Source organism: Methylobacterium sp. Leaf89 (assembly GCF_001422215.1).
In the GTDB taxonomy this organism is placed as follows: domain Bacteria; phylum Pseudomonadota; class Alphaproteobacteria; order Rhizobiales; family Beijerinckiaceae; genus Methylobacterium.
In genome coordinates this window covers 29897-51320 of the sequence record NZ_LMML01000007.1, presented here as the reverse complement: position 1 = coordinate 51320, position 21424 = coordinate 29897, and the positions used below count along the sequence as shown (strand labels likewise).

General features: G+C 71.7%; 24 protein-coding genes. 11 read left to right on the top strand and 13 right to left on the bottom strand.

Features of this window, described 5'->3' with window-relative positions:
- Positions 1 to 30: 30 nt before the first annotated feature.
- Positions 31 to 702 (top strand): aldolase, encoded by a 672-nt coding sequence (locus tag ASF18_RS03300; protein WP_056349486.1) that lies wholly within the window; start codon positions 31 to 33, stop codon positions 700 to 702.
- 40 nt (positions 703 to 742) lie between these two features.
- On the opposite strand, the gene ASF18_RS03295 is transcribed toward ASF18_RS03300, so the two are convergent.
- Complete coding sequence (locus tag ASF18_RS03295) at positions 743 to 1837, bottom strand: UV damage endonuclease UvsE (RefSeq protein ID WP_056349484.1); 1095 nt, start codon at positions 1835 to 1837, stop codon at positions 743 to 745.
- A gap of 104 nt (positions 1838 to 1941) precedes the next feature.
- Here ASF18_RS03295 and ASF18_RS03290 point away from each other — a divergent pair, with 104 nt between their 5' ends.
- The 4 genes from ASF18_RS03290 to ASF18_RS03280 all read left to right on the top strand — a co-directional run bounded on the left by ASF18_RS03290 (position 1942) and on the right by ASF18_RS03280 (position 4065).
- Complete coding sequence (locus ASF18_RS03290; protein ID WP_056216618.1) at positions 1942 to 2331, top strand: hypothetical protein; 390 nt, start codon at positions 1942 to 1944, stop codon at positions 2329 to 2331.
- Between the two features lie 127 nt (positions 2332 to 2458).
- Positions 2459 to 2590 carry a hypothetical protein gene (locus ASF18_RS25005; RefSeq protein WP_274533606.1) on the top strand — a complete coding sequence of 44 codons (132 nt, stop codon included), beginning with the start codon at positions 2459 to 2461 and terminating at the stop codon, positions 2588 to 2590.
- Entirely contained in the window at positions 2590 to 2802 is a 213-nt protein-coding gene (locus ASF18_RS03285; protein ID WP_056271132.1) for a hypothetical protein, read from the top strand. Before ASF18_RS25005 ends, ASF18_RS03285 begins: the two co-directional genes overlap by 1 nt.
- A 69-nt stretch (positions 2803 to 2871) precedes the next feature.
- Positions 2872 to 4065: an MFS transporter gene (locus ASF18_RS03280; RefSeq protein WP_056349481.1), complete on the top strand. Its 1194-nt coding sequence runs from the start codon at positions 2872 to 2874 to the stop codon at positions 4063 to 4065.
- 7 nt (positions 4066 to 4072) lie between these two features.
- On the opposite strand, the gene ASF18_RS03275 is transcribed toward ASF18_RS03280, so the two are convergent.
- The gene (locus ASF18_RS03275; RefSeq protein ID WP_156389826.1) at positions 4073 to 4726 is read right to left on the bottom strand and encodes a TetR/AcrR family transcriptional regulator; all 654 of its coding nucleotides are present in this window, start codon (positions 4724 to 4726) and stop codon (positions 4073 to 4075) included.
- A 103-nt stretch (positions 4727 to 4829) separates the two neighbouring features.
- Entirely contained in the window at positions 4830 to 6059 is a 1230-nt protein-coding gene (locus tag ASF18_RS03270) for an acyl-CoA dehydrogenase (protein ID WP_056271125.1), read from the bottom strand.
- 177 nt (positions 6060 to 6236) lie between these two features.
- Here ASF18_RS03270 and ASF18_RS03265 point away from each other — a divergent pair, with 177 nt between their 5' ends.
- Positions 6237 to 7487, top strand: coding sequence for a CoA transferase (locus tag ASF18_RS03265; RefSeq protein WP_056349476.1), 1251 nt, complete (start codon positions 6237 to 6239; stop codon positions 7485 to 7487).
- Here ASF18_RS03265 and ASF18_RS03260 read toward each other — a convergent pair.
- Positions 7468 to 8268, bottom strand: a complete 801-nt coding sequence (locus ASF18_RS03260) for a fumarylacetoacetate hydrolase family protein (RefSeq protein ID WP_056349474.1) — start codon at positions 8266 to 8268, stop codon at positions 7468 to 7470. The genes ASF18_RS03265 and ASF18_RS03260 overlap by 20 nt on opposite strands.
- Positions 8269 to 8709: 441 nt before the next feature.
- Between ASF18_RS03260 and ASF18_RS03255 the strand changes: the two genes are divergently transcribed.
- Positions 8710 to 9108 carry a hypothetical protein gene (locus tag ASF18_RS03255; RefSeq protein WP_056216603.1) on the top strand — a complete coding sequence of 133 codons (399 nt, stop codon included), beginning with the start codon at positions 8710 to 8712 and terminating at the stop codon, positions 9106 to 9108.
- 111 nt (positions 9109 to 9219) lie between these two features.
- Here ASF18_RS03255 and ASF18_RS03250 read toward each other — a convergent pair whose 3' ends face one another.
- Positions 9220 to 9921 (bottom strand): helix-turn-helix transcriptional regulator, encoded by a 702-nt coding sequence (locus tag ASF18_RS03250; protein WP_056349470.1) that lies wholly within the window; start codon positions 9919 to 9921, stop codon positions 9220 to 9222.
- A gap of 205 nt (positions 9922 to 10126) precedes the next feature.
- Here ASF18_RS03250 and ASF18_RS03245 point away from each other — a divergent pair, with 205 nt between their 5' ends.
- Positions 10127 to 11323: an MFS transporter gene (locus tag ASF18_RS03245; protein ID WP_056216599.1), complete on the top strand. Its 1197-nt coding sequence runs from the start codon at positions 10127 to 10129 to the stop codon at positions 11321 to 11323.
- An 11-nt stretch (positions 11324 to 11334) separates the two neighbouring features.
- On the opposite strand, the gene ASF18_RS03240 is transcribed toward ASF18_RS03245, so the two are convergent.
- The 4 genes from ASF18_RS03240 to ASF18_RS03225 all read right to left on the bottom strand — a co-directional run bounded on the left by ASF18_RS03240 (position 11335) and on the right by ASF18_RS03225 (position 16056).
- Positions 11335 to 13053, bottom strand: a complete 1719-nt coding sequence (locus ASF18_RS03240; RefSeq protein ID WP_056349466.1) for an IlvD/Edd family dehydratase — start codon at positions 13051 to 13053, stop codon at positions 11335 to 11337.
- A 22-nt stretch (positions 13054 to 13075) separates the two neighbouring features.
- Positions 13076 to 14011, bottom strand: a complete 936-nt coding sequence (locus tag ASF18_RS03235) for a dihydrodipicolinate synthase family protein (protein ID WP_056349462.1) — start codon at positions 14009 to 14011, stop codon at positions 13076 to 13078.
- Between the two features lie 43 nt (positions 14012 to 14054).
- The gene (locus ASF18_RS03230; RefSeq protein ID WP_056349460.1) at positions 14055 to 15056 is read right to left on the bottom strand and encodes an NAD(P)-dependent oxidoreductase; all 1002 of its coding nucleotides are present in this window, start codon (positions 15054 to 15056) and stop codon (positions 14055 to 14057) included.
- Between the two features lie 61 nt (positions 15057 to 15117).
- Positions 15118 to 16056 (bottom strand): 3-hydroxyacyl-CoA dehydrogenase NAD-binding domain-containing protein, encoded by a 939-nt coding sequence (locus ASF18_RS03225; RefSeq protein WP_244472554.1) that lies wholly within the window; start codon positions 16054 to 16056, stop codon positions 15118 to 15120.
- A gap of 114 nt (positions 16057 to 16170) precedes the next feature.
- Between ASF18_RS03225 and ASF18_RS03220 the strand changes: the two genes are divergently transcribed.
- Genes ASF18_RS03220 through ASF18_RS03210 form a run of 3 tightly spaced genes read left to right on the top strand, consistent with a single transcriptional unit; the run spans position 16171 to position 18786 of the window.
- On the top strand, positions 16171 to 17163 hold the full coding sequence (locus ASF18_RS03220) for an ABC transporter substrate-binding protein (RefSeq protein ID WP_082487023.1): 993 nt from the start codon (positions 16171 to 16173) through the stop codon (positions 17161 to 17163).
- 8 nt (positions 17164 to 17171) lie between these two features.
- Positions 17172 to 17975 carry an ABC transporter permease gene (locus tag ASF18_RS03215; RefSeq protein WP_056349457.1) on the top strand — a complete coding sequence of 268 codons (804 nt, stop codon included), beginning with the start codon at positions 17172 to 17174 and terminating at the stop codon, positions 17973 to 17975.
- Between the two features lie 16 nt (positions 17976 to 17991).
- Entirely contained in the window at positions 17992 to 18786 is a 795-nt protein-coding gene (locus ASF18_RS03210) for an ABC transporter ATP-binding protein (RefSeq protein ID WP_056349454.1), read from the top strand.
- A 182-nt stretch (positions 18787 to 18968) separates the two neighbouring features.
- Here the strand turns inward: ASF18_RS03210 and ASF18_RS03205 are convergent, their stop codons facing one another.
- The 4 genes from ASF18_RS03205 to ASF18_RS03190 all read right to left on the bottom strand — a co-directional run bounded on the left by ASF18_RS03205 (position 18969) and on the right by ASF18_RS03190 (position 21132).
- The gene (locus ASF18_RS03205; protein ID WP_056349449.1) at positions 18969 to 19253 is read right to left on the bottom strand and encodes a hypothetical protein; all 285 of its coding nucleotides are present in this window, start codon (positions 19251 to 19253) and stop codon (positions 18969 to 18971) included.
- Between the two features lie 78 nt (positions 19254 to 19331).
- On the bottom strand, positions 19332 to 19565 hold the full coding sequence (locus tag ASF18_RS03200) for a DUF2171 domain-containing protein (protein ID WP_056216583.1): 234 nt from the start codon (positions 19563 to 19565) through the stop codon (positions 19332 to 19334).
- Positions 19566 to 19620: 55 nt separating this feature from the next.
- A complete protein-coding gene (locus tag ASF18_RS03195) occupies positions 19621 to 19914 on the bottom strand; it encodes a hypothetical protein (protein WP_056349447.1) in 294 nt (97 codons plus the stop codon).
- Between the two features lie 921 nt (positions 19915 to 20835).
- Positions 20836 to 21132: a hypothetical protein gene (locus tag ASF18_RS03190; RefSeq protein ID WP_056349444.1), complete on the bottom strand. Its 297-nt coding sequence runs from the start codon at positions 21130 to 21132 to the stop codon at positions 20836 to 20838.
- Positions 21133 to 21424: the final 292 nt, after the last annotated feature.

The following is a 21424-nucleotide window of genomic DNA, read 5'->3' as shown; positions in this document are numbered from 1 at the left end:
CCCCCTCCTCCCGTGACCTGAAGGGATTTCATGAGCGAATCGAAGCTTCGCGAGCAGATCTGCCGGTTCGGCCGCTCGCTGTTCGAGCGCGGCCTGACGCCGGGCTCGTCGGGCAACATCTCCCTGCGCCTGGACGACGGCGGCTGGCTGGTGACGCCGACCAACGCGTCGCTGGGCTTCCTCGACCCAGGCACGATCTCACGCCTGGACGCGAAGGGCGCCCTGGTCTCGGGCCACGCGCCCACCAAGGAGATCCCGCTCCATGCGGCGCTCTACGACAGCCGCACGGAGGCGCGCGCCATCGTCCATCTGCACTCGACCCATGCGGTGGCGGTGTCGATGCTGCCCGAGATCGACCCCAAGGCGGTACTGCCGCCGCTGACGCCGTATTACCTGATGCGGGCCGGGGCCACGGCCCTGGTGCCGTATTACCGGCCCGGCGACCCGGCGGTGGCGGACGCGATCCGGGGGTTGGCCGGCCGCTACGCCTCGGTGCTGCTGGCTAACCACGGCCCGGTGGTGGCCGGCTCCACCCTGGAGAACGCGGTCTTCGCGACCGAGGAGCTGGAAGAGACGGCCAAGCTCTACCTGCTCCTGCGCAACCTCAACCCGCGCCACCTCTCGCCGGGGCAGGTGCAGGACCTCGTCAGCCATTTCGGCCTGACCCTGCCGGAGCCCGACGGGCACGACCACGGGCACTGAGCGGCGCGCTGAAACGCGCGCTGCGCGGCCGAGGGCCCCGTCAGGCCGCCACCTCGATCTGCGCCGTGGGCAGGGTCGCGGCGATCTCGGCGGCGATGCCGGCCGAGGCGATGTTCTTGGACTTGGCCTCGATCTCGAAATCCGCCCAGGCCATGTGGCGGGCCACCAGGGCGTTCACGGCCCGGTTCCACATCATGTCGGAATGGGCGGCCAGATCGCGCCAGTTGTGACCGGCCTCGGTCAGGGCGGCGAAGTCCGGCAGGGTGTCGGGCGTATGCCCCTCCAGCAGGGCTTCGCGCGAGACGCTGATATGGGCCACGGGGCGCACGCCCCGCCAGGACTCGCGCACCCGGGCGACGCGGGGATCGTCGGGCTCGATGTACGCACCCCGACTCTCGACCCAGTGGTGGTGCAGGTCGAGCACCACCGGCACGACGTCGGCCAGCTCCAGCACCGTGTCCAATCCGAAGAAATTCTCGTCGTTCTCGACGGTGAGGAGATCGCGCGCCGTCTGCGAGAGCTTGGGCAGGCTGGCGCGAAACCCTGCGATGCCGGGGTCGCGGGCACCGACATGGATGTTGATGTGGGCCCCGTGCGGATGCCAGCCCTGGCCGTAGCCGAGCATCGCCATGAGTTCGGCATGGTGCTCCAGCTCCTCGATGCCGTTGCGCTGGGCCGCCGGGTTCTGCGAGGCGATGACGCAGAACGGGCCGGGATGGAAGCTCAGGCGCACCGAACCGGCCCGGGCGATCGCGCCGATCCGGGCGAGGCCGTCCTGGACGAGGCGGCGCATCTCGGGCTCGGCATAGAGGTCCCGCGCCACCGCGTGGGTGTAGCCGGGCAGGACGTTGCTGGCGATCCGCAGCAGGCGCTCGATCGCGGGCCGGGCGGCGACCCAGGCCACCTGCCGCTCCAGGGCGCCGAGGTTGTGGCGCACGAGGCCTTCCAGCTTGTCCCGGCGCGCGGTGGGCGCCAGGGTCTTCAGGTGCGCCATGGTGGCGTGGGTGAGGTTCATCTGCAGGGTCGCCTCGCGGGCGGCCTTCAGGGTCTTGAAGGGCTCGGACGGTGGCTCGAGGATGAACTTGCAGCAGAAGCCGAGGCGGGGTGCGGAATCGGTCGAGGCTGGATCGGTCATGGGGCGATAACGCGGCGGAGCGGCATTGGTGCACGGCCGGAACCGGGGACCGGATGCGGTGCGTTGCCCCCGCGCCGACGGCCCCGTCGGCGCCGGAGAGTCCCATGGACGGCAAGTTTACTGAGGCCAAGCTCGCGGATCAGGTCCGGCGTGCGGCCGACCTCGCCCGTCGCCTGACCCTGGCCTATCCGCGGGGATCGCGCCGCGACGACTTCCCCTTCGCCGTGGTGGCGGCCTTCGACGCCGACATCCGGGGCCGCGTCGAGCGCGACCGCCGGATCGAGGACGAGCGCGACCGGGTGCTCATCGCCGCCGTCAACTTCGCCGAGACGCCGCCCGACGACGAGCCCGAGGCCGTGGAGCCGGCGCGAAGCGCCCTCGTGGCGGCCATCGACTATCTCGAGGAGGCGACCCTGCGCTTCGGGATCGTCAACCGCGAGGGGGCGCGGCTCGGCTACGGCGAGGCCGGCCAGCGGGTCGCGACCCTGGCCTGACGGGCGCCCCGCCGCGCTTCGCCGAATTTGTGATGCCCCGCCCTGCGACCCCGGGCCCGGCCCGCGCGTTACCCACACCCGCCGGCGCGATTCCGACGGGTCGTCCTACCAAAGTGGTCTCCTCCCGATGCGTCGCCTGTTCCCCGTCTTCATCGCCGCCGTCGCTCTCCTGGCGGGGGTGATCCTGTTCACCTTCGTCAAGCACGGCGACACCGCCCACACCCAGCCGGTGCCGGAAGCCGGCGCGAGCGCCCGCTGATGCCGCGCTGGTTGCCCCTGGCGGGCGCCGCCCTCCTCGCCATCCTGGTGGTGATCGGCCTCGGGTTCTGGAAGTATGATCGCCTGCAGGAGGCGCGCATCGAGAATGGCGGACGTCCGGCCATCCCCGCCTGCGCGCCCGACCGCATCGGCGAGACGGGACTGGCCGCCAACTGCCCCGGCACCGCCTTCCCGCCCGCCAAGGCACCCTGAGGGATCAAGGCACCCTGAGGAACCGGACGCGGCGTCCGAGACCCGGAGTGGGTAAGGGAGGCTGGACGGATGCACGCTCCCCCTGCCCGGTCCGGCCTCGGCGCCTTCCCGGCCTTCGTCTTCCTGCAGGGCAGCCTCTACGCCGCCTACGGGATGGTGTCGCCGTTCCTGCCGAGCTTCCTCGGCGACCGCGGGCTCGACGCCTCCGAGATCGGCATCGTGCTCGCAGGCGGGACGCTGATGCGCCTCGTGGCCGGACCGGTGGCGGGGCGGATCGCGGATCGCCTCGACGCCACCCGGGCTGTCCTCGCCGCCGGAGCCGCCGCCGCCGGGCTCCTGGCCTTCGCCACCCTCCTCGGGCACGGCTTCCCCGCGCTCCTCGTCCTGGGCCTTGCGCAGGCCCTCGCCCTCGCGGCCCTCGCGCCCCTGGCCGATGCCCTCACCCTCGCGGCGATGGAGCGGGAGAGGACCTTCGCGTATGGCTGGGTCCGAGGCGCCGGTTCGGCCGCCTTCATCCTGGCGACCCTGGTGTCCGGGCAGGCCGTCGCCTGGGGCGGCCTGCCCAGCATCCTGGTCTCGAGCGGGCTGCTGTTCCTGCTCACCGCCCTCGCCGTCCGCCGGGTGCCCGCGGCCCCGCGGACCGGACACCCGAGCTCCCCGGCTCCGGAAGCGCCCACCCGCACCACCCTGCGCGCCCTGCTCGCGGTGCCGCTCTTCCGGCGGGTGCTCCTGGTGGCGGCCCTCGTCATCGGCAGCCACGCCCTGCACGAGGCCTTCGCGGTGATCCGCTGGCGGGCGGCGGGCCTCGGCCCCGGCACCGTCAGCCTGCTCTGGTCCCTGGCCGTGCTCTCGGAGGTCGTGGTGTTCGTCCTGTGCGGCTCCTGGCTGCTGGAGCGCCTCGGCACCGCCGGGGCGGCGATGCTGGCGGCCGGCGCCGGGATCCTGCGCTGGGCGATCCTGGCGACCACGGTGGCGGTGCCGATGCTGGCGATCGGCCAGGCCCTGCACGGCTTCACCTTCGCGCTGCTGCACCTGGCCAACATGCGCCTCCTCGCCGACCTCGTACCCGCCCGTGGCGCCGCCACCGCCCAGGCCCTCTACGCGACCCTCGGCCTCGGGCTCGCGAACACCGTCCTGACCGGCCTGTCCGGGTGGCTCTACGGGCGGTTCGGGGCGGATGCGTTCTGGAGCATGGCGGCGCTCTGCGCGGGCGCGCTGCCCCTGGCGGCCGGCCTCCGGCGCCCCGCCCCGCAGGCCGTCTGAACCCGGGTCAGGGCCGGCACGCCCGCAGGAAGAAGTCGAGCGAGCGCTTCAGCGTCGCGCGCTTGACGTGGGTCATGCCCGGCCGCTCCAGGCCCAGCTCCGTCCGGTCGACGAAACCCCGGATGGTCAGGCCCAGGAAGGCATCGGCCGCGTGCCGGACGTCGTCCACCGCGATCGCACCGGAGCGCACGCCGTCCTCCAGGCAGCGCTCCACCAGGGGCACCACCCGCGCCAGTCCGAAATCGTGGAGGGCCCGGGCGAATTCCGGGAAGCGTCCGGCCTCGGCCACCATCACCCGCCGGAACGCGATACAGTCCGGCGTCACCACGGTCTCGAGGATCGCCAGGGCGATGCGGTGGAGGCGCTCCTCCACCGATCCGGCTTCCGCCGCCACCTTCTCGATGGAGGGCACGTTCTCCTCGATGAAGCGCACGCACACGGCCTCGAACAGATCGACCTTCGAGGCGAAGCGCGCGTAGATCGTCTTCTTCGAGAGGCCGGCCGAGCCCGCGATGGCATCGATGCTCGCCGCCTCGAAGCCCTCGGTGAGGAACACGACCCGGGCGGCGTCGAGGACGCGCAGCAGCACGTCGCCCTCGGTCCCGCGCGGCGGGCGACCGAGGCGCCGGGGTGGCGACGGCATCACGTCCCTCTGAGCCACGGCGCGGTGTCCTCCCCCCGGGAAACGATGCCAGTCCTCTCCGGGGAAGACCAGGGACGCAGCGTGATGCGGATGTGGACCCGCGGCGTCCCGACCCGCTTCGTCAGAAGAACGCCTGCAGGCCCGTCTGCGCCCGGCCGAGGATCAGCGCATGGACGTCGTGCGTGCCCTCATAGGTGTTCACCGTCTCGAGGTTCTGGGCGTGACGCATCACGTGGTACTCGCCCATGATGCCGTTGCCGCCGTGCATGTCGCGGGCGACCCGGGCGATGTCGAGCGCCTTGCCGCAGTTGTTGCGCTTGATCAGCGAGATCATCTCGGGCGCCATCCGGCCCGCGTCGAACAGGCGCCCGACGCGCAGGGCGGCCTGGAACCCGAGGGCGATCTCGGTCTGCATGTCGGCGAGCTTCTTCTGCACGAGCTGGGTCTGGGCCAGCGGTCGGCCGAACTGCTTGCGCTCCAGGGTGTAGGACCGGGCCCGGTGCCAGCAATCCTCCGCCGCCCCCATGGCGCCCCAGGCGATGCCGTAGCGGGCCCGGTTCAGGCAACCGAACGGCCCCTTCAGGCCCGAGACGTTCGGCAGGAGCGCGTCCTCGCCGACCTCGACGTCCTCCATCACGATCTCGCCCGTGGTGGAGGCGCGCAACGAGAGCTTGCCCTTCAGGGTGGGCGCGGAGAGACCCGGCATGCCCTTCTCCAGGATGAAGCCCCGGATCGCGCCCTCATGCGCCTCGGACTTGGCCCAGACCACGAAGACGTCGGCGAAGGGCGCGTTCGAGATCCACGTCTTGGCCCCCGACAGGCGGTAGCCCCCGTCGGTCTTCACGGCCTTCGTCGTCATGCCGGCCGGGTCCGAGCCGGCATCGGGCTCGGTCAGGCCGAAGCAGCCGATCCACGCCCCCGAGGCGAGCTTGGGCAGGAATTTCTGGCGCTGCGCCTCCGAGCCGTAGGCGTGGATCGGGTACATCACGAGGGAGGATTGCACGCTCATCATCGAGCGGTAGCCGGAATCCACCGCCTCGACGGCACGGGCCACGAGGCCGTAGGCGACGTAAGTCGCGCCGGCGCCGCCATAGGCCTCCGGCAGGGTGACGCCGAGGAGCCCGCGCTCGCCCATCTTCCGGAACAGCTCCGGGTTGCTGGTCTCTTGCGCGTAGGCCTCGACGATGCCGGGCAGGAGCTCCTCCTGCGCGAAGGCCCGGGCGGCCTCGTGGATGGCGCGCTCGTCGTCGCTGAGCTGGTCGTCGAGGAGGAAGGGATCGTCCCAGGCAAAGCTCGCCGAGGCGGGGGCGGTGGGCGCGGCGGAGCCGGGCGGGCGCGTCGGGGCGTTCATGGGCGGTTCCTCGGGTTTCTGTGTTTTCGCGACCCTAACAGGCTCCGTCGGAGAGGCCACCTGTCCGGCCCGGAATCGGTTCCGGGATCGGGACCGAAACCTGATAGACAGGCGCGGCTTGAAGCGGCGCTCCGGATGCCGGAACGGATGCCGCCCGCGCGAGAGGGAGAACCGACCATGGCCGAGACGACGGCGCGCGACGACGGCTCCCGCTCCCCTGCGCGGCCCCTGCCGCTCGACGGCATCCGCGTGCTCGACCTCTCGCGCGTGCTCGCCGGGCCCTGGAGCGCCATGTGCCTCGGCGACCTCGGCGCCGAGGTGATCAAGGTCGAGCACCCGGAGCGCGGCGACGACACCCGCGATTGGGGCCTGCGCACGGGGGCCACCAACACCTCGTACTTCGACGCCGCCAACCGCAACAAGCGCTCGATCACCCTCGACCTCGCCACCCCGGAGGGCCTCGCCGTGGCGCGCGACCTCGCCCGCACCTGCGACGTGGTCGTGCAGAACTTCAAGACCGGCGGCGCCGACCGCCTCGGCCTCGGCTACGCGGACCTGAGCGCCGAGAACCCGCGCCTGATCTACTGCTCGATCTCCGGCTACGCCTCGGATGGGCCTGAGGCGACGCGGCCCGGCTACGACATCGTGGTCCAGGGCGAGGCCGGCCTGATGGCGCTGAACGGCGAGGCCGACCGCCCGCCCCTGAAGTTCGGCCTCGCGGCGGTCGATCTCTTCACCGGGCAATACGCGGCCCAGGGGGTGCTCGCCGCCCTGTTCGAGCGCGAGCGCACCGGGCGCGGACGCCACATCGAACTCGCCCTGTTCGATTGCGGCCTGGCGCTCACCGCCTATTGCGGCCTGGAGGCGATGGTGCGCGGGCACGACCCCGCCCGCGCCGGCAACGCCCATCCGTCGATCGCCCCCTACGGCGTGTTCCAGGCCGGCGACGGACCCATCGTGCTGGCGGTGGGCAACAACGGGCAGTATCGCCGCCTCTGCGAGGGGGTCCTGGAGCGGCCGGACCTCGCCGCGGACCCGCGCTTCGCCACGAACCTGGAGCGCTCCCGCAACCGCGCGCAGTTCCTGCCGGCGATCGAGGCCGAGCTCGCCCGCTGGACCCGTGCCGATCTCATCGCCCGGCTGGACGCGGCCGGCATCCCCTGCGGCGAGGTGCTGGGCCTGCACGAGGCCCTGACCTCCGACAGGGCCCGGGCCGGCAACCTCGTGCTGCCCCAGGGCGGCGACGCCGATCCCACCGCCTACGTCCTCGCCCCGCCCTACCGCCTCGACGGGGAGCGCCTGCCCGTCCGCCGCATGCCGCCGGCCCTCGGAGCGTCGAGCGCCGAGATCCGGGCGGACTGCGCGGCGCGGCGCGCGGCGGAGGCCGAGCGCCCCTCGGGCGACCCGGTCAAACCGGCAGGAGGGTGAACCCGAGGCTCTGGCCGAGGAACCGAGCCGTGATCCGGCCCGGGCCGGTCAGGTCGAAGGGCACCGAGAGCGTGCCGGTGGAGACGAGGCTGCCGGCCGGGATCGTCGTGCCGCGCTCGCGCGCCACGGCCATCAGGTCCGTGAGCGCGGCCAGGGGATCGGTCTCGTCCTCCCCCGTCACGGCCCGCACCCGCTCCACGCCGTCGACCTCGACCACGAGGCCGCGCGCCACTTCGGCGAGGTCTCCCGTGGCCAGCACGGGGCCGAGCACCAGGGCCTGGAAGGCCGAATTGTCGGCCGCGAAGCTCGGCCAGCCGACGGCACGCCGATCGACGTAGCGGGACAGCACGAGCTCGAACGCCGCGCGGGTTTCGCCGACGACCTCGGCCGCCGGAACCACGGGGGCGTCGGGGGCGATGTCGCGGGCGATCCCGTAGGCGATCTCGAACTCGATCGTCACCGCCCCGGCATGGGGCATCCGGAGTTCGGCCCCGTCGCCATGGAGCCGGTCCCGCAGTACCCGCCCGGCGATGGAGCGGCCGACCCCCGAGCTGCGCTTGCCCTTGTGGCTGCCGATGGCGAGCTTCCAGCCGGCGAATTCTGCGCCGAGCGCCGCCACGAGCCGGTCCTGGACGTCGTAGCCCTCGGACATCGTGCGCGGACGGACGGCCTCGGGCAGTTCGCCGAGCTGCCGCCCCGCGCGATAGGCCGCCAGCAGCAGGTCCGCGGCGGGCTGGGGATCGTAGGCTTTCAGCACGGCTTCGGGCAGGAATTCTGACATGGCGGACCTCTTCGCGGCGTCGGGCCGGATGCCCAGGCTCTAGCGGATCTTTGCGTCGGCCGGTGGGCGATTCCGCCGGATCGGGCTGGCCCGGCTCCCCGCCTCATCCGGGGGGGCGCCGCGCCGCCGGCACCGCTCCGGTCCCGAAAACAGGATCGATCGGTGGAGACAGAACGGAGGGGCGGCTCCGCGGGGGGCCTCGACAGGCGCGTCGGCCGAGCCGCCGGTCGAACGATCTTGGCTGCGAAAGGATCTTGGCTGCGAACATAGAGCGGCACCGCCGACAGGATCTGGGGCGGTCGGCGCCGGAGTTCGGGCGATCTCACACGGGCGGGCAGAGATATGTTGGCAATTTCTATTGCCGGACGATCCATCCGGTCGGGGAACCGATCCCAGGGCACAGAATTATACTTCTCGATAACATCTCCGGAGGAACGCCACGTGAAATTCTCGACGATTGCCGGCGCCGCTGCCATTTTCGCGATCACGGCCGGGACCGCGCTCGCCGCGCCCTGCAACACCGGCTCGACGAAGGGCACCAGCCCGGGTCAGCAGACCATGAACGACAAGAGCTCGACGGCCGACCAGGGCAGCAAGAACCTCGCGGGCGGCCAGCAGCCCGCCTCCCCCGGAACGGTCGGCGCGATGAACAACGTGGGCGCCAACCAGATGGTCGGCGACAAGCCCGGTTCGGAGGGCAAGAACGACCAGGGCGGCGGTGTCGGCACGTCCAGCAAGAACCTCGCGGGTGGCCAGCAGCCGGCCTCGCCCGGGACGGTGGGCGCCATGAACAATGCCGGCGCCAACCAGGAGATCGGCAAGAAGGGCGACGATTGCTGATCGCCTGACGCCAACGGCACCATCAGGACGCCCGCCCGGTCTCGCCCGGGCGGGCGTTTTCGTGCGCTTCGCGGGCGGGACCGGACGCCGCCTCCGGGACGGGAGATCCCGTCAGGTGTCCCGCGCGCTCCCGACCAGGGCCGCCGTCCGGTCCCGCAAGGCCTGGAGGCTGCGGTAGCCGACCGAGGCGGCGACCTGGCGCGGCGCCCACCCATCGGCCGCCAGGGCCAGGGCTCGCACGACCCGGGCCCTGGCCCGCCATTGCCCGAAGGTGAGCCCCGTCTGCCGGCGGAATCCCCGCGTCAGGGTCCGGCGGCTCAGGCCCGCCCGCGCGGCCCAGGCATCGAGATCGAGCGCTCCGGCCGGATCGTCGATCACTCCGAGGCAGACTCGCCGGAGCCGGGCATCGCGCGGCAGGGGCAGGGTCAGGCGTGTCTCCGGGGCGCGTCCGATCTCGTCGAGGATGAGGGCTGCCAGGTGCCCACTCCGGCCGGCCTCGTCGTAGAGCACCGGCTCGTTCGTCAGGGCGGCCAGCGCCGCGGCGAGGAGGGCCGAGACCTCGATGACCCGGGCCCGGCTCGGAAAGCCGGCGATCGCCTCCCGCGCGAGATAGGCCGAGCACATCGCCACATCCCCGTGCATGACGACGGCGTGCGGAAGGCCTGGCGGAATCCACAGGGCATGGCCTTCCGGCACGACCCAGGTCCCGTCCTCGGCCGTCGCCATCATCAGGCCGGCGGTGGCGTAGAGAAGCTGGGCTCGCGGATGGTGGTGCCGGTCCGTGCCGCTGCCGGCCGCGAAGGTCTTGGGCATCACCGCGACCGCGCGCGGGACAGCCTTGGTAATCCTCCGCCCGGATCGAACGCATCGGCGTCTCCCTGGCCCGATCGCGTACGCCTTCGGCCCGACGTCATTCAACGGGTCAGGTAAACGGGAGGCAAGTCCCTGCGGAAGGCTGCCGGTGTCTGAGCACGAGGCGCAGCCGACGCGGATGCTTGCCGGAGGAGAGGACCGACCGATGGACGCCGAGACCCTGTCCCGCCGGACCCTGCGCTTCGTCAACGTGGCGCATGCCCTCGACCACTTCGTCCTGCTGATCTACCCCACCGCGGTGATCGCGATCGCGGCGCAGACGGGCCGGAGCTACGGCGAACTGATCCCGCTCGCCACCGGCGCCTTCGTGGCCTTCGGGCTCTGCGCCCTGCCGATGGGCTGGCTCGCCGACCGGTTCGGGCGTCGCACCCTGCTGGCGATCTTCTTCTTCGGCTACGGCCTGTCCTGCCTCGGCGTGGCGAGCGCGGGCAGTCCGACGGCGTTCCTGGTGTGGCTCTGCATGCTCGGGCTCGCCTCCGCGATCTATCACCCGGTCGGCTCCACCATGCTGGTGAGCCATGCCCGGCGCCTGGGGCGCGACCTCGGCGTGAACGGCGTCTGGGGCAATCTCGGGGCCGCCACGGCCTCGGGCGTGACGGCGCTCCTCGCCACGGCGTTCGGCTGGCAGGCGGCCTTCGTGGTGCCGGGCCTGGTCTGCCTTGCCTGCGGGACGGCGTTCCTGGCCCTCGTGCCGGGCGACGGCGCCGGATCGCAGGGCCGGGCCGGGGGCAAGCCCGTCCTCCCGGTCGCGCGCCCGATCCCGCTCCTCTGCGTGTTCGCCTTCGCGGTCGTGGCGGGCGGGATGACCTTCAACATCACCACGATCGCCCTGCCCAAGGTGGTCGACGAGCGCGTCGGCAACGGGCTGCCCCTGTTCCTGATCGGATCGGTGGCCACCCTCGTCTTCGCCTTCGGTGCCCTGACTCAACTGCTGATGGGCCGCCTCATCGACCGCTACAGCCTGCCGGTCCTCTTCCTCGGCCTGTCCATCCTGCAGCCCCTCGGCCTCGGCCTCGCGGCGGCGAGCACGGGCGTGCCGCTTCTGGCCGGCCTCGTGCTGACGATGGCGGCGCTCTACGGACAGGTCGTGATCAACGACGCGATGGTGGCCCGCTACGTGCCCCCGCTCTACCGCGCCCGGGCCTACAGCGTGCGCTACTTCCTCGGCTTCACCGTCAGCGGGTTCGTGGTGCCGTTGATCGGCCTCCTGCACGACCGGGGCGGCTTCGGCCTCGTGCTGGGAATCGCGGCGGCGTTCGGCGCCGTCATCGCCGCCGCCGCCCTCGGCTTCTTCGTCCTCACGCGGCAGCCGGCATCCCCCGCGGTCGCCCCCGCGGCCTGACGATGGTGGCCCTAGCCCTCGCCGTCCGGCGGCGGCTCGGCGCGCAGGAAATCGAAGTCGCAGCCCTCGTCCGCCTGCAGCACCGATCCGTAGAACAGGTGCGCGTAGCCGCGCCGCGCCCAGTCCGGTCGTTGCGTCGGGCCGAGGGCGGTGCGGCGGGCCTCCAGGACCGCGTCGTCCACGAGGACGTCGATGCGCCGGCCGGCGGTGTCGAGGCGGATGCGGTCGCCGGTCCGGACGAGCCCGAGGGGACCGCCGACGGCGGATTCCGGCGTGATGTGGAGCACGATGGTACCGAAGGCCGTCCCGCTCATGCGGGCGTCGGAGATGCGCACCATGTCCTTGATCCCGCGCGCCAGGATCTTCTTCGGGATCGGCAGGTAGCCCGCCTCCGGCATGCCGGGCGCGCCCTTCGGGCCGCCGTTCTGGAGCACGAGGATGTCGTCCGGCCCGACATCGAGGTCGGGGTCGTCGATCCGGGTCGTCATGTCGGCGATGGAGCCGAACACCACCGCCCGGCCGGTGTGCTGGAGCAGGGCCGGGCTCGCGGCGCTGTGCTTGATCAGGGCGCCGCGCGGGGCGAGGTTGCCGCGCAGCACCGCCATGGCGCCGACCGGCTTGATCGGATCGTCGGCGGAGCGGATCACGGTCTGGCCCGGCACCGCTTCGGCCGCCGCCGCCACGTCCCGCAGGGTGCCGCCCGCGACCGTGGCGGCGTCGAGGTCGATCAGGGCTCCGAGGTTCCGGAGCAGGGCCGGCACGCCGCCGGCATAGTGGAAATGCTCCATGTAGTGCTGGCCGGAGGGCTTCAGGTCGACGAGCACGGGCACGGCGCGCCCGAGGGCGTCGAAGGCATCGAGGTCGATCCCGTGCGGCGTCCGGTTGGCGATGGCGGTCAGGTGGATCAGGCCGTTGGTCGATCCACCGATCGCCTGCAGGACGATCTGGGCGTTGCGGAAGGCGGCCGGCGTCAGGAGTTCGCTCGGCCGCGGACCGCCCGAAACCGCCATCTCGGCGGCACGGCGACCGCTCGCCTCGGCGATGCGGATGCGCTCGGCATGAGGGGCCGGCACCGTGGCGCTCATCGGCAGCGACAGGCCGAGCGCCTCCGTCACGCAGGCCATGGTGCTGGCGGTGCCCATCACCATGCAGGTGCCCACCGAGGGGGCGAGGCGGCCGTTGACGCGCTCGATCTCGTCTTCGTCGATCTCGCCGGCGCGGTGCGCGCTCCAGAGCCGGCGGCAATCGGTGCAGGCGCCCAGGACCTCGCCCTTGTGATGGCCCACCACCATGGGACCGACGGGGATGACCACGGTGGGTAGGTCGACGCTCGCCGCCGCCATGATCTGCGCCGGCAGGGTCTTGTCGCAGCCGCCGATGACGAGGACGGCGTCCATCGGCTGGGCCCGCAGCATCTCCTCGGTGTCCATCGCCATGAGGTTGCGCAGGAACATCGAGGTCGGATGCGCGAAGCTCTCGTGGATCGAGATCGTCGGGAATACCATGGGCAGGCCGCCGGCGAGCATCACGCCGCGCTTGGCCGCCTCGATCAGGGCCGGGGCGTTGCCGTGGCACGGGTTGTAGTCGCTCGCCGTGTTGGTGATGCCGACGATCGGCCGGTCGAGGGCGTCGTCCGAGTAGCCCGCCGCCTTGATGAAGGCCTTGCGCAGGAACAGGGAGAAGCCCGCGTCGCCGTAGCTGGTGAGGCCCTTGCGCAGACCTGTGCTCATGATGCGCGTCCGGTTCCGGGTGTCAGGGGGCCACGCGGGCGCGCGGGTCGACGCGGGCGATGCGCGACAGGAGGTAGTCGACTTCCCGCCGCCCTTGCGCCGACAGGCTCGCGGCCGGCTTGCGCTGGGCGTCCGAGGCGAAGATCCCGCGCTTCTGGAAGACGTACTTGCGCACGGCCAGGCCCAGGGGACCCTGCTGCTGCTCGTATCGCAGATACGGCAGGTGCGCGTCGAAGAGGTCGTGGGCCGCGTCGCGTTCGCCGGCCCGTGACAGGCGCACGACGTCGACGAGCATCTCCGGAAAGGCGTAGCCGGTGTTGGCCCCGTCCGCGCCGCGCTCCATCTCGAAATCGAGGAACAGGCCGCCGTTGCCCGTGAGGATCGCGATGTGGCGCATCGAGCCGTCCTGCTCGAAGCCGCGCAGGGCGGTGATCTTGTCGAGGCCCGGCCAGTCCTCGTGCTTGAGCATGACGCAGGACGGGTTCTCGGTGACGATCCGGCGGATGACGGCCGGCGTCATCACCACCGAGAAGGTGAGCGGGTAGTCCTGGATCACGAAGGGCACGTCGGGGCCGATCGCCTCGGCCGCGTTGCGGTAGTACGCCACCACCTGGTCGTCGGTGCGCAGGGTGTTGGGCGGCCCGATCATGACGCCGGCGGCGCCGAGCTCCATCACCTCCCGGGCGAGCGACCGCATGGCCGCGAAGCCCGGGGCCGAGACGCCCACGAGGACCGGCACGTCCACGCGCCCGATGACCCGCCGGGTGATGGCCACCGCCTCGGAATGGTCGAGCTTGGGCGCCTCGCCGAGCTGGCCCAGGATGGTCAGGCCGTCGATGCCCGCGCCGAGGAAGAACTCGGACATCCGGTCGAGGGAGGTCTCGTCGACCCGGCCATCGGGGTGGAAGGGCGTCGGGGCGATCGGGATCACCCCCTTGATCGCGCTGGTGAGAGCCATGGTGTCTTCCTTGGGGGGCGGTGGGGGGCGAGGAACGGAAGGGTCAGCGGACCGCCGGCGCTGCCGGCACTACCGGATTGACGAGGTTGCGCGGCGGCTGGCCGCGCAGGATGCACAGCATCGCCTCGACGGCGCCGAGGCCCATCACCCGCAGGCTGTTGGCGCTGGTGCCGGCCACGTGCGGCGTCAGGAGCAGGTTCGGGCAGGCGAGGTAGGGGTGGTCCTCGGGCAACGGCTGGGTCTCGAACACGTCGAGGGCGGCGCCCGCGATGGCGCCCGCCCGCAGGGCCGCCGCCAGGGCGTCGGACCGCACGATGGCCCCCCGCGCCACGTTGATCAGCACCGCGCCCGGCCGCATCCGGCCGATCAGCGCCGCATCGACGAGCCCGCGCGTCTCCGGGGTCAGCGGGCAGGCGACGACGACGGCGTCGCTGTCCGAGAACAGCGTCTCCCGGTCCACCGGCTCGATCAGCCCGCCGGCGGTGTGCGGGCTTCGGGAATGGCCGAGCACCCGCAGGCCGAAGCCGTGGCGGGCGATGGCGGCGACCCGGCGGCCGATCTCGCCGGTGCCGAGGATGCCCAGGGTCGTCCCGCCGATCTCGCCGAGATCGCTCGCCCGGGATTTCGCCGGGAGCCAGCCGGCCTCGCGCAGGGTCCGGTCCAGGGGCCCGAGCTGGCGGCGCAGGTGGAACAGGGCCGCGAAGACGTACTCGGCCACCGCCTGGGTGTTGCTGCCGGGCAGGTTGGCCACCGGGATGCCGCGGGCGGTCGCCGCCGCCAGGGGCACGAAGTCGAGCCCGACGCCGTGGCGGACGATGCCGCGCAGGAGGGGCGCGTGGTCGAGGATGTCGTCGGGCAATTGCGCCCGCACGATCAGGCCCGCCGCCTCGGCCGCCAGGGCGCGCAGGGTCTCGGGCCGGGTGTCCGCGGCGGTGACCACCCGGGCCTCGCCCGTGAGTCGGGCGACGGCCTCCGGATGGATCGGATTGGTCAGGACCACCAGGGGGCGGAGGTCTGGCGATCGTTCGGGCCGGGATGCGCTCACGCTCTGTCTGCCTTCGGGAATGCGGGCGGGGCCGATCCGGGATCGGGCGGCGTGCGGTGGCTCAGGGGTCCTGTCCCGCCACCTCGATGCGGGCCTTGAGGATCTCGATGAGGGCACGGTCGCGGCGCTCCGCCAGGACCGCGAGCGAGCGGCCGGCGGCCTCCGCCGCGATCCCGGCCACGATCCGGTCCTTCACGTCCTCGGTGAGCTCCGGGGTCCCGAGGCTGGCCCAGCGCCGGACCTGGCTCGGCCCGAGATGGTCGAGATAGTGCCGGATGCCGCCCGCCCCGCCCCCGAGATGATAGGTCATGTGCGGCCCCATCGCGGCCCAGCGCAGGCCGGGGCCGTTGCACAAGGCGGCGTCGATGTCGGCGACGCTCGCCACCCCTTCGGCCACGAGGTTGACGGCTTCCCGGTAGAGGGCCGAGGCGAGGCGGTTGGCGATATGGCCCGGCATCTCGCGGGCGAGCACCACCGGACGGCGCCCGAGCCGGGCGTAGAAGGCGGCGGCCCGGGCCGCCGTGGCGGGGTCGCCCGCCACGATCTCCACCAGGGGCACGAGGTGGGGCGGGTGGAACGGGTGGGCCACCAGGATCCGCTCCGGCCGGGCGCAATCGGCCACGAGGGCGCTGCGCAGCATCGCCGAAGTGCTCGAGGCGACGAGGATCGAGGGGGGCAGCCGGCGATCGACCTCCATGAGCAGCGCGCGCTTCACCGCCTCGTTCTCCGGCGCGTTCTCCTGCACGAAATCCGTGTCCGCGAGCGCGTCCTCCAGACGGTCGTGGAAGCGCAGCGTGCCCTGCCCGTTCAGGCCGAGCTCGGACAGCTGCGCCCGCGCCGCCTCCACCGCCCAGAGGGCCGCCGCCGCGAAGCCGGGCGCCGGGTCGTAGGCCGCCACGTCGAGGCCGTGGGCGAGGAACAGGGCCGCCCAGCTGGCGCCCAGGGTGCCGCAGCCCAGCACGGTGACCCGTTCGATTTCATCCGCTTCGATGGCCGTCAAAACTCTCTCCCGGGCGGGTTTACTTTCGAATCCAGAATACGCTTATTCAAGCCCGTACCGACCGTTTTCGCGGCGGACGAAGCGGGCGACACGACCCGCGACCGGAGGAAGCCGATGTTCAAGCGTCATGCGACCGCGCGCGCAGCCCTGCTCGTTCTCGCGACCCTGGGGGCCCTCGGCAGCGCCCGGGCCGAGGACGTGGTGCGCCTCGGCAACCTGAAATTCGCCCATTACGGCGCCATCTCCTACATGAAGGAGATCGCGCCGAAATACGGCCTGAAGATCGACGAGAAGGTCTTCGCCAAGGGCGCCGACATCTATCCCGCCATGGCGGTGGACCAGATCGACATCTCGGCCTCGGGCGCCGACGGCGCGGTGGCCGCGCGCGGCAACGGCGTGAAGCTCTACGTGGTGGCGGGCTTCGCCAATGGCGGCGTGCGCATCCTGCGCCGGCCCGACCTCGACACCGTCAAGACCTTGAAGGACGTCAAGGGTCTCAAGGTCGCCACCGTCCGGGGCGGCACCCAGGACCTGATGCTTCTGGCCGAGCTCGACAAGCACGGGATGACCTGGTCCGAGCGCGCCGGCAAGGACGTGCAGCTGATCTACTTCAACAACTACGCCGACCTGAACCAGGCGCTGGCGCAGAAATACGTCGACGTGATCTGCCAGAGCGAGCCGCAATCGACCCAGGCCATCAGCGCCGGCTACGCCACCGAGGTGGTCAAGCCCTACGACACCCCCATCGGCGTGCCGGTGCGCCCGCTGGTGATGACCGAGAAGATGTACAACGAGCGGCCCGAGGTCGCCGCCAAGGTCCTGAAGCTGTTCGTGGCCGCCACCAAGGCCTTCATCGACGATCCGGCGCTGGCCGAGAAGTACGTCCGCGAGACCGTGTTCAAGGGCCAGCTCTCGAGCCAGGATTTTCGCGACGGCATGGCCAACGCGAAGTACACCTACGACGTCCCGGCCGGGCACATGCAGACGACGACCGACTACATGATGAAGTACGGCCTCGGTAAGATGGTGAACCCGCCGAAATCCGATGCCGAGTGGGTGAAGACCGACCTCCTCGACAAGGCCAAGGCCGAGCTCAAGACGAACTGAACCGCAGCATGAACCGGCTTCGCGGCGCCATCGTCCCCCTCGTCCTCCTCGTCCTGTGGGAGATCCTCAGCCGGGCCGGCGTGTTCTCCCCCATCGTGCTGCCGCCGCCGAGCGCGGTGGCGGTGAAATGGTATCACGGCCTCCTGCCCGGCCTGCCCTACGACCCGGCGATCGAGAGCCACTGGCGCTGGATGCTCTCCGGCGAGATGCCGCACGACGCGGTGGCGAGCCTCGGCCGCGTGATCATGGGGTTCTGCGTCGGGGCCGGGCTCGCGGTGCCGGTCGGCCTCGTCCTCGGGACCAGCGATCGGCTCTACGCGCTGTTCAACCCGCTTCTCCAGATCCTGCGGCCGATCCCGCCCATCGCCTACATTCCCCTCGCCATCGTGTGGTTCGGCCTCGGCAATCCGCCGGCCCTGTTCCTGATCGCGCTGGGCACCTTCTTCCCCGTGCTGGTCAACACCATCGCGGGGGTGCGGCAGGTGGATTCGATCTACATCCGCGCGGCCCGCAACCTCGGGGCGAAGCCCTGGACGATGTTTCGCCGGGTGATCCTGCCGGCGGCGAGCCCCTTCGTGCTCGCGGGCATGCGCATCGGAATTGGCACTGCCTTCATCGTGGTCATCGTCGCCGAGATGATCGCGGTCTCGGACGGGCTCGGCTACCGCATCCTCGAGGCGCGCGAGTACATGTGGTCGGACAAGATCATCGGCGGCATGCTCACCATCGGCATCCTCGGCCTCATCATCGACGGGGCGATGTCGCGCCTCAACGACCACCTCCTGCGCTGGCATCGCGGCCTTGAACGCTGAACCGGGACGCCTCACCATGTCGGCGCACATCGAGATCGCCCACGCCAGCAAGGTGTTCGGGGCGGGCGCCGGCGCCGTGCCGGCGCTGGACGACATCACCGCGACGGTGCCGGAGGGGCAGTTCCTCTGCCTGCTCGGGCCGTCCGGCTGCGGCAAGTCCACCCTGCTCAACGCGGTGGCGGGCTTCACGCCCCTCAGCGCCGGGCAGATCCGCATGGGCGGGCGCCCGGTGACGGAGCCGGGGCCGGACCGGGGCATGGTCTTCCAGGAATACGCTTTGTTCCCCTGGATGAACGTGGAGGACAACGTCCGCTTCGGTCTCGACATCCAGGGCGTGCCGCGGGCCGACGCCACGGTGACGGTGGACCGCATCGTGGCCACCCTCGGCCTCTCGGATTTCCGCAAGCGCTACCCGAAGGACCTGTCCGGCGGCATGCGCCAGCGCGTGGCCATCGCGCGCATCCTGGCGCTGGACCCGCCCGTGATGCTGATGGACGAGCCCTTCGGTGCGCTGGACGCCCTGACCCGCCGCACCCTGCAGGACGAGCTCCTGCGGATCTGGGCCGAGTCCCGCAAGACGGTGATCTTCGTCACCCACTCGATCGAGGAGGCGATCTACCTCGCCGACCGCATCCTGGTGATGACCTACCGGCCGGGCCGCATCAAGCGCGACATCACGGTCGAAATTCCGCGCCCGCGCGACACGGCCTCGGGCGAGTTCAACGCCCTCAAGCGCGAGCTTGCCGGGCTGGTGATGGCCGAGCAGCAGCGCTTCACCCGCGCGGAGCTGCATGGCGCGGCCGTGGATTGAGCGCAGCCCTTCGACCGGACAGAAGAAACGCCCGCAGGCCGGTGGGCCGCGGGCGCTGAAGGTTGTTGCCAATCACCCGAGGACCAGCACGGGCAGCCCGGGAATGAAAGCGGTTCGGGCGCCGGCTGGCAAGATCAAAAGCGTCCCGTGATCGGTGGCGCCTGGCCAGAGCGGTCGCTTTCTCAGAAGGGCCCTTTGCGCAGGCCCTCGGACAACTGGAGTGCCTCGAGGACGGCCTTGCCGATGCGGTCCGCCTCGTCCTCGCCGGCGGCATTGGCCAGGACGACGGCCACGGGGCGGGGCACCGACAGGGCCTGCGCCCCGACCGTGACCTGAAGCTCGTCGCCGTGGGGAGCCTCGATGCGGCGCAGGCCGACGCGCAGGCCCGCCGCTTCCCCGAAGACGCGCTCCAGGCCCGCGAGGGCCTCCCGGCTCGTGCCGAAATCGCCCGTGATGACGTCAGCCATGCGTTCTCTTCCTTCCGGTCGGTGGAGCGGATGCGCGGACCCGGTCGCCGACGGACTGAGCACAGGCAGGTCGGGCGATCAGGAGGTCGACCATTCCCGCTTGACCTCGTCGGCCGGCCGGTCGAGGCGCACGGTGTTGCCTTCGACGGACTGGACGAAGTCCACCGGAATGAAATGGTGGAGGCCCCCCGCCTCCGCGTCCGTCTTCGTCAGCTTGATCTCACCTTTATCGACGTGATCGACGGTGCCGACATGGGCGCCGTCCGAGCCGACCACGTCGGCATGTTCCTGGATCTGCGAGACATCGACCATCGGCATCACTCCCTGTTGCCACGTCAACGGGAGCGGCGAGGCGGTGTTCCGGCCCTCAGGACGGGGTGCGGGACCCGAGGCCGGCCGGGCAGGCCCGGTCGCGCCGCGCGGCGCGCGCCATATTGATGAGTTCGCGGGCGGTGAGGCCGCGTGCCGGGATCTCGGAGGCATCCGGCCGGGCGGTCGCGGGTTTCGTGGTCAGGATCGGTCGCCCGAGGGCGAGGCCGCTGGATTGCAGCGTGGTGTCGTGACTCCGCCAGAGCCGCCGGAGCCGCAGGGCCCGAGCCTTGTCGGCCCGAGTTTCCTCGGTCCGGGCGCTGCCGACCCGCGTGTCGATTTCTGCCGTCATTCGTCCCCGTCCCGTTCCTGTGGACGGGCGAATAGCAAAGCTTGCGCGGCGGCGACATTCTTGAAGTGGCGGCTCCCTGCTCTAGGGCCCGGATCATCGGACCCTCGACCTCCGCCAGGAAGGCCAGGTCCTCCACGGGCAGGCCCAGGGGCAACCGGGCGGCGCGCGTTTTCTGCGGACCGGCCGGCCATGCCCCCCAGATGGGGTGCGGCACCGAGCGACGGTCGGGCTCAGCGGCCTCTGGCGCCGCGTCACGCCGGGCCCTTCATCGATCCTTAACCATGATGCGTCAGGGTGTGCTCAAGCCGGTGGCGCCCTTGGGGCGCCAGACCGGCGACGGCCATGCCGCCGGATCGGGTGACGCCGGATGTACGCGCACCGGATCCTGGCGGGCATGCCCGTCGGAGTCGCGCGTTCGCGGAACCGCGAAACCCTCGCGCCGGATGCGGCGTTGATGCTGATCCCTCGGGCAGGGTCTCGCCTCGGGCTCCCTGCGTGCCCGGACAGCCTGCCTCAACCCGACGCATCCGGACGGTGACGCATGGCCCTCCTCTTCGCCCTCCTCCTCATCGGCATCCCCATGGCGCTGGCCGCGATGGAACTGGCCCGCATGCGCGCTTCGCGCCCGCTCTGAGGACACGCGCCGAGGCTCGAGTCGGGGGGCAGCGCCCCCGCGGGCAGCCCCGGCCGCAGATCGCGTTTCGACGGACCTCTCCCCAGGGGTGGCCCCACCCGCGGTCGATTGGGGGGAACGCGGAGCGGGGCCACACTGGCCATCGGGGGGACGCGGCCAGCCCTTCGACTATGACCGGCGCGCCGGGGGGCGGCATTCACCCACGTTACGACCCGTGCGAGAAGAATCCCGCGCCGGGCGGCGCTTCGCATGAGCGTCACGCAGGGGGACGGCCCCTCCGCTTTGCCTCAGCGCATCAGCCGCTCCTGCAGGAAGCGGTCCTTGCGGCGCTTCGAGACGTAGGACCGAGCGGCGTAGCCGAGGGCAAATCCCAGCGCGATCATGACCAGAACGGCCAGGAGCTGGAGCAGGAACGCGATCAGGACGCCGAGCGCGATGCCCAGGGCGAAGAGCGCATAGCCGGTGCCGCGGGTGCGCGGCTTGCTCATTTCCACGGCGGCGGCCAGGCGGACCCCATGGATGTTCCTCTGGATCGAACCCCGGAGGGATTCGATCCAGGCGCCGAAAGTGTTGGAACCGTGCATCGGACGTCGCTCTGCGTGAAGGCGGGTGGTGAATCGGCCACCCATCAGCCTATCGCAAGCGCATCGGCTTGGTGAAGGGCGGCCCCGGGAGGATGCTTCGGCTGTCCCGTCCCGTCCCTGCTCGTTCGGCGCAGTCGAGGCCCCGTCAGGCCACGCGCGAGGTCGGGCGTGCGGCTCTGTTCAGAAGGCGTTGGTGCGGCGGGTGATTTCGGCCAGGACGGTGCGCAGGAGGATCTGGAGGTCGAGGCGCAGGCTCTGGTGCTCGATGTACCAGAGGTCGAGGGCGGCGCGG